Source organism: Moraxella porci DSM 25326, from assembly GCF_002014855.1.
In the GTDB taxonomy this organism is placed as follows: domain Bacteria; phylum Pseudomonadota; class Gammaproteobacteria; order Pseudomonadales; family Moraxellaceae; genus Moraxella; species Moraxella porci.
Map to the genome: position 1 here is coordinate 50,145 of NZ_MUYV01000006.1, position 13,470 is coordinate 63,614.

The following is a 13,470-nucleotide window of genomic DNA, read 5'->3' on the forward strand; positions in this document are numbered from 1 at the left end:
AAGTATGTTATGATAAAACTACTTTTGACTACCCATGACTACCAAAGATAGGGAGTGACTATGGCAACTACTGTGCCAATTTCTCTAAAAATACATCCTGATATCAAACAGCGTCTGCAAGTGATTGCCAAAACTCAAAAACGCTCAGTGCATGGAATTTTGTGTGAGTTGGTTGAGAATTTTGTCAAAGAGCAACAGATGCAAGATGAGCATCAGGCATGGATTGAAGAGCAGGTTATGGCGGTGTATCAGCGTGTGCAACACGAAGGATGGCAAGGTACGCCATCGACACAAGTTCATGCCGATATAAGAGCCAAGATGAGACAATATGCAGGCGAGTGATATGAATGATTATCACATCGAATACAGTCCAGAGTCGCAGCTGAATTTGGAGAAAATTGCTCAATATTATGTGGATGTGCTTGGTTATGAACAAGCGATGAATCTGATGGAGAGGATCTTTGTGGCGATTGATTCTCTGTCGTTTATGCCGATGCGTTGCCCAAAAGTGCATTGGCATAGCCACATTCATAAATTGGTGGTGCCAAGCCTACCGTATGTGGCGTATTTTACCATTTCCCAAAATCCCATCAACAGAGTTGAGATTTTGCAAATTATGCATGGCTCAAAGTCTGACGCCAAGTTAATCGAACACTATCAAGGCTTCACGGCTTTTTAATCCCATCTAACAATCCCAAAAATCCCTTCATAAAATCCAACTGCCGATCATCAGTGCGAAACGCTGCATATAGCTGACAATACACGCCGCTGCCCAGTGGGCGAGATACCACCCAGCCTTTACGCTCATATTCTGCCACGACCCAATCAGGCAGGGCCGCCACGCCACGCTCAGATGCCACCAGTTGAATCAGCATGGCGGTCAGTTCTGTGGTGCGAATATGTGCAGGTGTGATGCCGGCAGGGGCGAGAAATTTGGCAATGACATCAAGGCGACTTTCTTCGACAGGATAGGCAATCAAAGTCTGATTGCTGAGCATCTCAGCACTGATGGTATCTAGACCTGCCAAGCGATGTGCAGGCGAGAGTACCAGACGGCTTTCATAAGTAAATAGCGGCTGATAGCTGATACCTTCCATCGGCAAGTCACTGGCGGTGATCAATAGATCAATCTCATTATCAATCAGCATCTGATGTGGCTCAGGTTCAAAGCCTGTGGCAAAATCCAATTCCACGTCGCTGTACTGCTTGCGATACACATTCAAAATCGGCATCAGCCAGTCAAAGCAGCTGTGGCACTCACTGGCCAGTCTCAGCCGTCCTGCCTGACCGTGAGCCAGTCTGCGGATGTCGGATTTGGTGCGTGCGACTTGCGGCAGAATATTATCCGCCAGCTGCAGCATCAAAAGTCCTGCAGGCGTGAAACTGATAGGGCGAGTGCGACGATTCACCAGTGTGATGTCATAGAAGCTTTCAAGCTCTTTAAGCTGATGACTGATGGCAGATGCGGTGAGATTCATCTCTTCGGCAGTGGTGGCAAGCGAGCCGTGACGCTTGAGCGTGCTGAGCATTTGTAGATGTCGGATTTCGAGCATGGTCATTGATCTGCTGAAAATTTGTACAATTATAGCATAAGCATGCATAAAGTGAATATTTTTTCATGCCTATCAGCCTAAAGTGAGTTTTATTCAGCTTTGGATGGCTTACTAAGATATCATTGCAAAATCGCTTAAATTATGATGAAATTTGGCTGATTGCCATGATGATTGACGATGATAAGGGTAGAAAAATGAAACAGTGGTTATTGTGCGTAAGTTTGGGACTGTCGATGTCTGCGATGGCGATGACAAATGACAGTCAGCAATGCGAGTTCTTGGTAGAAGGAGGTAATCCAATTGCCAATACACATTTGGGCTTTGCCGATGGCGTAGTTTCTCTTGAAGGCTGCGAAGAAGGATTGTTTGTCTTTTCTGATACCACATCACCACAAAGGCAAGTCGGCTTTGTGGATAAATTTGGTAATCAGGTGATTGAGCCAAGCCCTGATATTGCCTTTGCTCGTCCCTTTAAAGATGGCGTGTCTATTGTAACATCACAAGATACAAAATATGGCTTGATCAATCCCAAAGGAGAATGGATACTCAAGCCTACTTACGATGGTATTTATGATTTTAAAAATGGTGTAGCAATCGCAATCAATAAAAAAGGTGATACTTTTGACCATGCGTTGATTGATACCACTGGGCGTGAAGTTATTGCCATGCAGTCGGCGAATATTTATGAATTTGGCAATGCACCGATTGAAAAATATATCATGATAAAGTATGACGAAAATGATAATTTATATTCGGCATTATATAATAAAGATGGCACGGTGCTGATCGCTATGGATAGGCAAACCATTTCTTATGATGAACAAACAGGCGAAATAACCGTTTGCCATTGGCAGCAAGACTGCCATTAAAACAATGACAAATTTGTCCAAATCAAATTTGATAATAAAAAATTACTTACAATCGAGCGGTTTTCTGCTAGGATAGGCACTATTTTTGGTGGTTTATCTACGCTTGATTGATATTGGTTGGCAGTTATGGATATTATTTTGCAAATGATTGATTTTATTTTAAATATTGATCAACATTTGGCAGTGTTTTTGCACGATTATGGGATGTGGATTTATGGCATCTTATTTCTGATTATCTTTGTGGAGACGGGGTTTGTGGTGATGCCGTTTTTGCCAGGGGACAGCTTGTTGTTCGCGGCAGGGGCGTTGGCGGCATTTACAGGTGCGCTCAATCCGGCTTTTTTGATCGTGCTTTTGTTTGTGGCGGCGGTGCTTGGTGATACGCTCAACTACCATATCGGTAAGTACATCGGGCCAAAAGTCTTTGACATTGACTCAAAATGGATCAACAAACAGCACCTGATCAATACCCAAAAATTCTTTGCCAAGCATGGCGGCAAGACGATCATCTTTGCGCGCTTTATCCCGTTTGCACGGACTTTTGCGCCGTTCGTGGCAGGCGCAGGCAGTATGGATTACAAGTATTTTTTAAGCTACAATGTCATCGGTGGCTTTTTGTGGATCGCCTCATTTGTGCTGCTCGGTTACTTTTTTGGCAATCAACCAGTCATCAAAGACAACTTCACCTATGTGATCTTTGGCATCATTGGCTTTAGCGTGCTGCCTGTGATTTTCTCATTCATCAAACAAAAACTCAAAAAAACCGCCTAAGCCATCAGCATCGCCAAGCCATTGAAAGTCATCGCTTGGTCATTAGCCAAAAAAAGCTGCACCAAAGTGCAGCTTTTACGCCTAAAGATCAAAAGATCAATGGCGTATGGCAGGCAGGCTGTCACGGCCATCGATGCGCACCACTTGACCTTGATTGTTAAAGTAAATGCTTAGGTACTGTGAGGCATTTTTGATGTCTGCTTTGTCTTTGCGCTTGCCATCGGTACCTGCGGTATAATCATAGATATAATCCCAGCGATTCGGTGCCAGTGTGTCTTTGAGTGCAGGCGAACCCAAAATATACAGCACCTGATTGGCACTCATGCCGACTTGCACTTGGGCAGCCTGTGCGGCGGTCAGTGGCGTGCCTTGAGGCAGATCGATGGTATAGACACGAAATGCGCTGCAGCCGCTTAAAGTCAGCACAGCAGCCATGCCCAAAGTCAGCAGGGATAAAGTTGGCTTTTTCATTGTATTTCCAATTTTTTGTTTCAATTTAAGGGCTGATGATCTGATGGATGCCACCATATTAAACAAAGGTCGGCGATTATGCAAGCATCTTTTGGTTTTTGGTGGGATTTTTCGGCCATCATTGCCGCCAAAGCATTGTGATTATCATCGATGGCTGATTTGTGTGGTGGTTGTGTGATTATCAGGTGCAAGATGTCGGATTTTATGGTAAATTATCCTGCATGGATCATCATTGATGAATGTGCGCTCGTTGCGCGTTTTTAGACTTTAATGAATTTGGTTATTTAGTTGATTTTGGGGTTGTGATATGGCATTTACCAACAAAGATTTGCGCAAGGCGGGATTGAAAGTGACGCTGCCGCGCATCAAGATTTTGGAGCTTTTGGAAAGCGCCGAGAATCATCACATGAGCGCGGAGGATGTGTACCGTGCCTTGGCGGATCAGGGCGAAGATGTGGGCTTGGCGACGGTGTATCGCGTGCTGACACAGTTTGAGCAGGCAGGCATCGTTGAGCGTCATAATTTTGAGAATAACCTATCGGTGTTTGAGATCGTCCAAGATGAGCATCATGACCATCTGGTGTGCGATGTGTGCGGTAAGATCGTCGAGTTTCACAATGCCTTGATCGAAGAAGAGCAGTTTAAGGTCGCAGAAGCGCATAATTTTAAGCTGTCGGGGCATTCTCTGGTGCTGTATGGTGTCTGTGACAGCCCAGATTGCCAAAAGTCATTGGGCGAGTAATTCAAGCCATCCCAAAAATTGATGGCATGCATCATCTGATCAGTAGTCACCTTTGTCTCCAAACCCAGCGTTTTGCTGGGTTTTTTGTGGCTAAAAGCGCAGATGATCGGCGTGCGCATTGGCCGTTTGGCTTGTGATCTTGGCTTGATGGATCAGCTTGCTTAGATGTTGATCCAGACTGATCATGCCTTGGCTTGCGCCCATTTGGATGATCGAGGGCAGCTGTGAGAGTTTGTTTTCGCGGATTAAATTGGCCACAGCTGGCGTGTTTTTTAGGATCTCAAAAGCAGCAACGCGCCCGCCACCGACAGCAGGCAGCAGCCTTTGGGCGATGACGGCGGCGAGCGAATCGGCAAGTAAGGTGCGGATCAGCTGTTTTTCGTGACCATCAAAGACATCGACGATGCGATCGATGCTTTTGGCCGCGCTGACGGTGTGCAGCGTCGCTAACACCAGATGGCCTGTCTCGGCAGCGGTGAGTGCGAGGCGTATGGTCTCAAGATCGCGCAGCTCGCCCACCAAAATCACATCAGGATCTTCACGCAGTGCTGAGCGTAGCGCTTGGCCAAAACCCATCGTCGAGCTGCCGACTTGACGCTGATTGATGAGTGACAGCTGACAGCGATGCTCAAACTCGATGGGATCTTCGATGGTTAAAATGTGTGATTTTTGGCTTTGATTGATGTGATCGATGAGGCTGGCAAGCGTTGTTGATTTGCCCGATCCTGTCGCGCCTGTCACCAGCACCAAGCCAGATCTAAGTTTGGTGATCTCGATCAGGCTTTGGCGCACAAACTCATCATCGATGAGTGTGGTTAACCTTGGCACCTGATCGGCGATGAGGCGAAACACCGCAGCCGCTCCTTGCGCTTGAAAAAACGCATTTACCCGAAAGCGACCACTGCTCTTCGTACTGATGACAAAATCATGCTCAAGTTTATTCTGCCACTGCTCAAAATCCACCTTTGACATGATCGATGAGAGCATCGCGCGGATCTGTGCATCTGTCATCACTGGCATATCCAGTACTGACAGCTCGCCATCGATACGCAGCATCACAGGCTTTTGGGCTGAGAGATGTAGATCAGAGGCGCCTTTGGCATGGGCAAAAGCCAATAGATCACCTAAAGTTGGGGTATTCATAGGCAATGTTCCTTATGATTGATCTTGTTATTTGTTAGGTTATTAAAGCAAAACCCGTCTGATTTCACAAGTGCCATCACAAATTATGCTACAATGTTGATGGATGTGCGTCATCATAGACGATGACGAGTTGACACATGGTTTTATTTAATCAATCAAGCCAAGCAAAATTTCGAGGTGTGTATGCATTGGGATAAATCTAAGCTGCTAATCAATTATCAACAAGTCCTACAAGCATTAGATGCCGCCAATCAAGCAGCCAATCGCCAATCACCTGCCGGCCTTTTGGCGGTATCAAAAACCAAACCTGCGACGATGATCCGAGCGCTGTACGAGGCAGGTCAGCAGGATTTTGGTGAAAATTACCTGCAAGAAGCATTGGATAAGATCGATGAGCTCAAAGATCTGCCGATCACTTGGCATTATATCGGCAGCATTCAGCGCAACAAGACCCGAGACATCGCCAAATATTTTGATTGGGTGCATACCATCGAGCGCGAGGTCATCGCCAAGCGCCTTAATGAGCAGCGAGCAGGGCTTGCGCCTTTAAATGTGCTGATTCAGGTGAATATCGATGATGAAGACAGTAAATCTGGCTGCTTGCCTGATGAGCTGCCATCACTGATCAGCTCGATGATGGGCTATGAAAATCTGTGCTTGCGTGGGCTGATGGTGATTCCTGATAAGGCAGGTGGTGATGCCTTTGTGCGCACCAAAGCGTTGTTTGATGAGATGGCTGAGCGGTTCAAGCTGCCACAGTGGGACAGTCTTAGCATGGGCATGAGTGGGGATATGGCGGAGGCTGTGGCAAATGGCTCAACCATGGTGCGTGTGGGAACGGCGATTTTTGGGGCGCGAGAGTACGCATAACGACTGCATCAAGATGATTTGATGGCATATAAATTTTAATAGATATATTCTAAATATATGTTTATAATAGCAAGCTGAGTCAAGTCATCTTTTGAGCCAGTGAGAGTGCCGATGCTAATCAATATCGCCAAACCCCAAAAATCCCCACATCCAGTGCTGAATCTGGGTTTTCGGCTATTTTTCTTGGGGGCGGCGCTCTTTGCCGTCATCACGATGGGGGTGTGGCATCTGTTGCTCACTGGAGGAGTGCAGTTTTTGGCGGCACTAAACCCCATCTTTTGGCATGGGCATGAGATGCTGTTTGGCTATGGCTGCGCGGTGATCGCTGGATTTTTATTGACTGCGGTCAAGGCGTGGACAGGCGTGCCAATGCCTGTGGGCTGGCGATTGTTGGGTATTTTTATGCCTTGGTTGATCGCTCGAGTGCTGTGGTTTGGAGCTGGTGTCATGGGCGCCGATACGGGGCTGGTGGCGGCTTGGCTTTTTGATGTGCAGTTTTGGGCAGTGACGACTTTTGTGGTGACGCGTGCGGTGTGGCTGGCTCGCCAAAAGCGCCAATCAGGCATCATCGCTAAGCTTATGCTGCTTTTGGTGTGTCAGCTTGGCTTTGGCGTTGGTATGATAAGCCATCATCAGGCGTGGATGAGTGTGTCGCTGTATATCGCTTTATTTGTGATTGTCGGCGTGGTGTTGACGATTGGGCGGCGTGTGTTACCGTTTTTTATCGAAAAAGGCGTGATGGTTGATCGTGATGGCAAGCCAACAGGCGAGCAGCTGTCACTGCCCAATGCCGTGTGGCGAGATCGGCTAAGTCTCATCAGTTTTGTCGGTGTGGCGATCGGTGTGATGCTGCCGCAACCTCTGCTTTTGGCGGTGAGTGCGCTCGTGTGCGCAGGGGTCAATGCGTGGCGGCTGATTGGCTGGCATCATCGAGGCATTTGGCAAAAGCCGCTCTTATGGTCGCTGTATTTATCATTTTGGGGTTTGGTGGTGTCACTGATGCTCTTGGCGTGGCTGCCGTGGACAACATACAGCCTAAGTCTGGGCGTGCATGCACTGGCGCTGACTGCCATCGGGATGACGACGGTGGCGATGATGGCTCGGGTGAGTCTTGGACATACGGGGCGCAACATCCATGCACCGCCAAGGCTGACGACGCTGATGTTTGGGCTGATGATCCTATGTGTGCTGGCGCGTGTGTGTTTTCCGATGCTGATGGATGATTATCTACAAGTACTTGGCTACTCGCAGCTACTGTGGATGATGAGCTTTGTGTTATTTGTGATAGGCTTTGGGCGGATGCTGATGCAGCCGAGAGTCGATGGGCTGATGGGGTAGGATGAGTTGCAGAATGATTCGAATCTGTGTAATATTATGAAAAATAGATCTTTTGAATTTTAATAATTGACCTGAGTATTTATGAAACGATTATTATTAAGCACGTCTTTATTGATGGCGGTGCAAACTGCCAATGCAGCTGATTGGTCACCAATCATTGATGGCTGGTTTGGTAAGGGTTTTTGTTTCGAAGGATCAACTCAAGCTGAAAAAGCCATTATCGCCAGTGCGTCCGTAGATCGGACAGTGTCAGGATTCAAAAAAAGTGCAGCAAAAGGGCGTTATCCACAGGTGCCTTTGCCATATCGACTCGATATGCTGCCTGCTTACACGCAGCTGTTACCAGAGAACTGGGAATCAATAGGCTATGAATTAAGCAGCGACGAAAAAATCATCATTCCACTAAAAAATGCAACCTATCTGAACATCCCCATCAAAAGTTACGCTTTTGCTGATAGGAATGGTTTTACTTGGTATTCTGAATTTAATTTTGGACACTTGTCAAATGATCAAATCAAAAAATTAACCAGAACGCTGAATAAAAAACAGGATGATTGGGATACCACAACGCTTGATTGGAACTCAGATGGGGAGTTTTTGCTGTATTGCCATATTGTAAATGTCGGCTAAATGAGCTGCCAAGATAGACTCTAAATCATTAAGATCCGATGTCTTAAGTAAATTATCATCAGTCTATAAAGCCCGCCCAATATGGCATTGAGCGGGCTTTGGGGCTTGCTGATCAGCCTTTGATCGACCAGCCATTCACCAGTGGATAGCGGCGTTCGCGGCCAAAGGATTTTTTGGTGATCTTGGTGCCGATGGCGCCCTGACGACGCTTATACTCGGCGCGATCGACCATGCCCAGTACTTTCTCGACCGTCTCAGGGTCAAAACCTGCCGCGCAGATCGCCTTATAGCCCAGATCCTCATCGATGTACATGCGCAGGATATTATCCAAAGCCTCGTAATCGCCTAGGCTGTCTTGATCCTTTTGGTCAGGGCGTAGCTCAGCTGATGGCGCGCGCGTGATGACACGCTCAGGGATGACAGGATTGTCCTCTAAGCGGTTGCGGTAATTGGCTAGGCGATAGACATCGGTTTTATAGACATCTTTTAGCACATCAAAGCCACCCACCATATCGCCGTACAAGGTGGCATAGCCGACGGCATTTTCAGATTTGTTGCCGGTTGAGATGACCATGTGGCCAAATTTATTGGACAGCGCCATCAAGATGGTGCCGCGCGCACGGGCTTGTAGGTTCTCTTCGGTGGTGTCAGGTTCGCTGTTGGCAAACAATGGCGCCAATGCCGAGCGCAGGCCTGCCACTGCATCGAAAATCGGGCAAACGGTATAAGACACATTCAGGCGGGCTGCTTGAGCCTCGGCATCCTCAAGGCTAATCTTAGAGGTGTATTCATAAGGCATCATCACTGCATAGACGCGATCTGAGCCCAGAGCATCGACGGCAATGCACAGTGTCAGTGCACTGTCGATGCCGCCAGACAAGCCGACGATCACACCCTTAAAGCCTGAGCGATTGACATAGTCTCTAAGCCCCACCACCAGCGCTTGATACATTTCTGATTCTTCGGACAATACCAAAGGTGCTTTGGTTTGGGTGTCAAAGGATTTGCTTTGGATGTCAAACTGCGCGATCATCAGCTGATTTAAAAAGCGGGAGCCTTCGTGTGCCACGCTGCCATCGGCTTGCATCACCAATGAGCCGCCATCAAAGACGATGTCATCTTGGGCGCCGACGGTATTGACATATATGATCGGCAGTGCATGCGTGGCGGATTGTTTGGCCAAAAGTGCCTTGCGCGCGGCTTGCTTGCCGATCTCAAACGGTGAGGCGTTGATGACCACCACCAGATCAGCGCCTTCATCTTTTAGTGCTTTGATGGGCGCGTCGTGCCAAATGTCTTCACAAATCAAAAGGCCGATGGTTGCACCTTTATAATCGAACAACACCTGATTGCGACCTTTTTGGAAATAGCGACGCTCATCGAAGATGCCATAATTTGGCAAAACCTGCTTATGATAAAAGCCTTTTTGGCTGCCGCCTTGGAGGATGGCTGCTGAGTTAAAAGTGCCGTGATGGTCGATGTGTGGATAACCCAAGATGATGACGATGCCCTCAATCTCAGCAAGCTTCGCCATCGCAGTGCGTACGCGCTCGCCCAAGGTGGGGCGCAACAGCAGATCTTCAGGCGGATAACCGACCAAAGCAAGTTCTGGAAAAATCACAATATCAGCACCGCGATTTTTGGCATCGATGGCAAGTGCATGCATTTTTTTGACATTGCCTGCAATATCACCCACCCAAAAATTGGTTTGAATCATCGCAAAAGTGATCTTATTTGCGATGCCATTGACGGTGTGAAAACTGGTTTCGGCGCCTGTGGCGTCAGTTTTGGTTTTTGGCATTGTTGTATCCTTTTAAGTAGAACACCGCTGCATCATGCTCGGTGTTTTATAATCATTTGGCAGTGACATCTTGTCGTCGCGCAGCATAAAAAAATTGTTTGGCAAAAGCTGCCAAAAGCACGGTTTGATAAATCAGACAAACCCGATATTAGTATAGCATAAAGTGCTTGATTTTGTGGTATAGTAATGCTGAGTTTGTAAGAATTTGTTCAGTCTAAGGGCTTGTTATGTTTGCTTTTATTTTAAATATCTTAATCATCGCTGTGGTGATGTGGTTGTTTTTTAAATTCATGTACCCAAAGCCGCCCAAAGCCTTTTATCCAAAGCCAGAGGATGATACCACCATGCGCCGCTGCCATCACTGTGGTCACGAGCTTGCCACCTATCGCGGTTTGTTGTTCCACGAAAATCAAAGCAATGAGAGATTTTTTTGTAATGATGAGCATCTGGCAAGCTACGCATCGGCGCATCCTGAAGAGGCCTTGCCAGTCGATGATGAGCAAAAGCGATCGTAATATTTGGCTAACTTTCATCCATCAAAAAAAGCAGGCCATCAACCTGCTTTTATGTCCAAAGCGGATCTGATCAAGCTTAGCTTAAGCAGCAGCAAGCCATCACAGCATAGAGCGTGCTTGGTTATTGATCTTATCGATCATGGCAGCGATCTGTTTCTTTTCTGACTCATGGGCTTCATTATGTCTGCTCAATGCCTGCACTTGGTCGTACAAATCTAAGCAAACCAACACCAAAAACTCTTCATTGCTTGGTGTCTTGTGCTTGATGTCACGGCGCAGATCACGGATTTTTTGGTTGATGAATTCAGCGCCTTGCTCTAGGTTTTTGATTTCATCGACAGGGCAGACGATGCGATGCGGCGTACCTGCGATGCTGATATCGATGGGACGAAATTCTTCTTTGGCGATGATCGCAGATGCTTGCACGGTTTGATCTTGGGTGGTTTCTTGGCTCATGGGATTTCCTTGATAATCTGAATGAATAAAACGCGATGCGCTGAGTTAGGCGCAAAAGACGATGGCATCAATTTGGGCGATCGATCTTTGACAGCCAGTCGCGGATCACTTCAGCGCGTGAAATGGCCAAGGCATTTTTGTCTTTTAGGTCCTGATTTTGGGAAATGAGCGTTTGGTTTTGTTGGTATAGATCCTCAACTTGCTGCTCTAGCGCGACTTGGGTCTGCTGCATGCTGTCGATGCGATCGTGGTAAGTCTCAATGTCTAGTAGCGCTTGATTTAGCTTGGTTTGCAGGGCATTGATTTGTTTTGGGCTGTCGTCATTGGCGACGCGCTGCTTGAGGTTGGCAAGTTCGGTGGCCGTCACCGCGTACTGTTTTTTCATGGCGATGATGGTCTGCTCTAGGGCTTGTAATTGCGCTAACATAAAATATCCTGAAGTCAAATAAAATTTAGCTAATCTTATCTTAACATGGCTTTTGGGTCTGTTGTCAAAATTTTTGTAAAAAATTTATAAATTTGGCAAACTTGTCCTAAGCCAACAACATTTGATGGCAAGCCATCGATTGCGCTTGGCATCTTGACTTGGCATCTTAGAATGGATGTGTGGTATAATAGCAGGTTTTTAAACGGTTAAAAAGGCAAAATATGGCGACGGATCATTTATCGGGTTGGGATGATTGGACAGCAGTGTTCAGCGATTGGACGGATGTCTCCATCAGTGAACTGCATGGGATCATGACAGGCATCATGACGGCGTGTCACGCCACCGATGTCGATGGCTGGGCGCAGATTCTTGAAGAGCTGAGCTTTGAGCTGCCGAATGAGGCGGCGCTTGAACTGTTAACTGAATATGCTGAGGATGTCAGTTTCGCGCTCAAAGACAAAGACGATGCTTATGGCTATGAGCCGCTGGTGCCAGATGATGAGCATGAGCTGTATGAACGCGTCCTTGCGCTCAAAGATTGGGCGGGCGGCTACATCACAGGCGTGGGTGTGACGCAGATTGGCTTAACTGCTGAAGAAAATGAGCTGATGCGCACGCTGATGGAGATCGCCGCGATTCGCCTAGATGATGAAGAAAGCTTGGAGGGTGGCGAGGAAATGTGGCTGCAGCTATTTGAGTTTGCGCGGATGGTGCCTGTCAGCTTGGCGACCAGATCGCGTAAGCATGTCAAGGATCTGGCGCTGCTTAAGGGTCTGGCACCCGATGCCAAAACAGCGCAAGAGATCAAGGGTCTGGCACCCGATGCCAAAACAGCGCAAGAGATCGCGGCAGCCAAGCTTAGCGTGCCTGTCGTCGATGCGATGGCAAAGAAACAATAAGTCTGGCCATGCAAATCATATCATTAGACATTCATGCGCTGCCCACACTGCCACCGCTGGCACTGACGATCGGCAACTACGATGGCGTGCATTTGGGGCATCAGGCGCTGCTATCGGCACTGATTGATGATGCCAGCAGCATGTCTTTGGCTTCGGCGGTGATGGTGTTCGAGCCGCAGCCTAGAGAGTTTTTTAGCCCACAAAACCCACCGCCAAGGCTAACTAGCCTGCCAGAAAAAGCCGCGCAGATCGCCAAGCTTGGCATTGATTATCTATTGGTGGCAAGCTTTGATGAGGCGTTTCGTTCATTATCAGCACAGGATTTTGTTCAATTATTAAACAATTTAACCGTCCGCCATCTGGTGCTGGGCGATGATTTTCGCTTTGGCCATGATCGAACAGGGGATCAAGCGTTTTTGTTGCAGTCGGGCTTGTCAGTGGATAATCTGCACAGTGTTGTCGCTGCAGGCGTGCGCATCAGCTCATCACTGGTGCGCAAGGCTTTGGCAGACGGTGATCTGGATCGCGCCAAAGTGCTACTTGGTCGAGACTACGCCATCACGGGCGAGGTGCTGCATGGCGATAAAATCGGCCGCACGCTTGATTTTCCCACCGCCAATGTCGCTCTATCGCGCCAAAAGCCTGCCTTGCATGGTGTGCTGGCTGCTGATGTCATCGCATATCGAGATGGCCAAAAGATCGACTGGCAAGCGTTGGGTACAGGCGGCGTGGCAGGTCTGAGTGCTGGCAGTTTATTTGGGGCGGCAAGTATTGGCCTGCGTCCGAGTGTCAATGGCAAAGATTGGCGGCTAGAGGTGCATTTGCCTGAATTTTCAGGGGATCTGTATGGCGTGACCCTGCAGGTGATTTTTCGGCATTTTTTACATAGCGAGCGTCATTATGACAGTCTGGCAGCTTTAAAATCAGGCATCGAACAGGATGTGCAGGCGCTGCTGGATTGGCGAGATGGCCAGATGATCTAACA

Annotated in this window: 17 protein-coding genes; 11 read left to right on the forward strand and 6 right to left on the reverse strand. The window is 47.8% G+C overall.

The features are described 5' to 3' along the window. Window positions 1–60 precede the first annotated feature (60 nt). Both B0681_RS05680 and B0681_RS05685 read left to right on the forward strand, forming a co-directional pair. Window positions 61–342: a ribbon-helix-helix domain-containing protein gene (locus tag B0681_RS05680; protein ID WP_078317786.1), complete on the forward strand. Its 282-nt coding sequence runs from the start codon at window positions 61–63 to the stop codon at window positions 340–342. Between the two features lies 1 nt (window position 343). Next, on the forward strand, window positions 344–679 hold the full coding sequence (locus tag B0681_RS05685; protein ID WP_158077924.1) for a type II toxin-antitoxin system RelE/ParE family toxin: 336 nt from the start codon (window positions 344–346) through the stop codon (window positions 677–679). Here the strand turns inward: B0681_RS05685 and B0681_RS05690 are convergent. Beyond that, window positions 666–1,553 (reverse strand): LysR family transcriptional regulator, encoded by an 888-nt coding sequence (locus tag B0681_RS05690; protein ID WP_078317893.1) that lies wholly within the window; start codon window positions 1,551–1,553, stop codon window positions 666–668. The genes B0681_RS05685 and B0681_RS05690 overlap by 14 nt on opposite strands. 164 nt (window positions 1,554–1,717) lie before the next feature. On the opposite strand from B0681_RS05690, the gene B0681_RS05695 reads away from it, so the two are divergent. Both B0681_RS05695 and B0681_RS05700 read left to right on the forward strand, forming a co-directional pair. Continuing rightward, window positions 1,718–2,422 carry a WG repeat-containing protein gene (locus tag B0681_RS05695; RefSeq protein WP_143821224.1) on the forward strand — a complete coding sequence of 235 codons (705 nt, stop codon included), beginning with the start codon at window positions 1,718–1,720 and terminating at the stop codon, window positions 2,420–2,422. A 138-nt stretch (window positions 2,423–2,560) separates the two neighbouring features. Continuing rightward, a complete protein-coding gene (locus tag B0681_RS05700; RefSeq protein WP_078317894.1) occupies window positions 2,561–3,193 on the forward strand; it encodes a DedA family protein in 633 nt (210 codons plus the stop codon). A 96-nt stretch (window positions 3,194–3,289) separates the two neighbouring features. Here B0681_RS05700 and B0681_RS05705 read toward each other — a convergent pair whose 3' ends face one another. Beyond that, window positions 3,290–3,664: an outer membrane protein assembly factor BamE gene (locus tag B0681_RS05705; RefSeq protein WP_078317789.1), complete on the reverse strand. Its 375-nt coding sequence runs from the start codon at window positions 3,662–3,664 to the stop codon at window positions 3,290–3,292. Between the two features lie 307 nt (window positions 3,665–3,971). Between B0681_RS05705 and fur the strand changes: the two genes are divergently transcribed. Then, a complete protein-coding gene (fur, locus tag B0681_RS05710; protein WP_078317790.1) occupies window positions 3,972–4,406 on the forward strand; it encodes a ferric iron uptake transcriptional regulator in 435 nt (144 codons plus the stop codon). 90 nt (window positions 4,407–4,496) lie between these two features. Here fur and B0681_RS05715 read toward each other — a convergent pair whose 3' ends face one another. Further along, on the reverse strand, window positions 4,497–5,549 hold the full coding sequence (locus tag B0681_RS05715; protein ID WP_078317791.1) for a type IV pilus twitching motility protein PilT: 1,053 nt from the start codon (window positions 5,547–5,549) through the stop codon (window positions 4,497–4,499). Window positions 5,550–5,732: 183 nt separating this feature from the next. Here B0681_RS05715 and B0681_RS05720 point away from each other — a divergent pair, with 183 nt between their 5' ends. From B0681_RS05720 to B0681_RS05730, 3 genes are all read left to right on the forward strand, one after another. Then, entirely contained in the window at window positions 5,733–6,419 is a 687-nt protein-coding gene (locus B0681_RS05720) for a YggS family pyridoxal phosphate-dependent enzyme (protein ID WP_078317792.1), read from the forward strand. 111 nt (window positions 6,420–6,530) lie between these two features. Continuing rightward, window positions 6,531–7,757: an NnrS family protein gene (locus tag B0681_RS05725; RefSeq protein ID WP_078317793.1), complete on the forward strand. Its 1,227-nt coding sequence runs from the start codon at window positions 6,531–6,533 to the stop codon at window positions 7,755–7,757. An 81-nt stretch (window positions 7,758–7,838) separates the two neighbouring features. After that, window positions 7,839–8,387: a hypothetical protein gene (locus tag B0681_RS05730; RefSeq protein ID WP_143821225.1), complete on the forward strand. Its 549-nt coding sequence runs from the start codon at window positions 7,839–7,841 to the stop codon at window positions 8,385–8,387. Window positions 8,388–8,499: 112 nt separating this feature from the next. Here the strand turns inward: B0681_RS05730 and B0681_RS05735 are convergent, their stop codons facing one another. Further along, the gene (locus B0681_RS05735; protein ID WP_078317795.1) at window positions 8,500–10,188 is read right to left on the reverse strand and encodes an NAD+ synthase; all 1,689 of its coding nucleotides are present in this window, start codon (window positions 10,186–10,188) and stop codon (window positions 8,500–8,502) included. Window positions 10,189–10,415: 227 nt separating this feature from the next. Here B0681_RS05735 and B0681_RS05740 point away from each other — a divergent pair, with 227 nt between their 5' ends. Next, window positions 10,416–10,703: a hypothetical protein gene (locus B0681_RS05740; protein WP_078317796.1), complete on the forward strand. Its 288-nt coding sequence runs from the start codon at window positions 10,416–10,418 to the stop codon at window positions 10,701–10,703. Between the two features lie 99 nt (window positions 10,704–10,802). Here B0681_RS05740 and B0681_RS05745 read toward each other — a convergent pair whose 3' ends face one another. Next, window positions 10,803–11,159: a cell division protein ZapA gene (locus tag B0681_RS05745; RefSeq protein ID WP_078317797.1), complete on the reverse strand. Its 357-nt coding sequence runs from the start codon at window positions 11,157–11,159 to the stop codon at window positions 10,803–10,805. Between the two features lie 67 nt (window positions 11,160–11,226). Then, window positions 11,227–11,586, reverse strand: a complete 360-nt coding sequence (locus B0681_RS05750) for a hypothetical protein (RefSeq protein ID WP_078317798.1) — start codon at window positions 11,584–11,586, stop codon at window positions 11,227–11,229. Window positions 11,587–11,807: 221 nt separating this feature from the next. On the opposite strand from B0681_RS05750, the gene B0681_RS05755 reads away from it, so the two are divergent. Then, window positions 11,808–12,485: a UPF0149 family protein gene (locus B0681_RS05755; protein WP_078317799.1), complete on the forward strand. Its 678-nt coding sequence runs from the start codon at window positions 11,808–11,810 to the stop codon at window positions 12,483–12,485. A gap of 8 nt (window positions 12,486–12,493) precedes the next feature. Continuing rightward, window positions 12,494–13,468: a bifunctional riboflavin kinase/FAD synthetase gene (ribF, locus tag B0681_RS05760; protein ID WP_078317800.1), complete on the forward strand. Its 975-nt coding sequence runs from the start codon at window positions 12,494–12,496 to the stop codon at window positions 13,466–13,468. Window positions 13,469–13,470 lie beyond the last annotated feature (2 nt).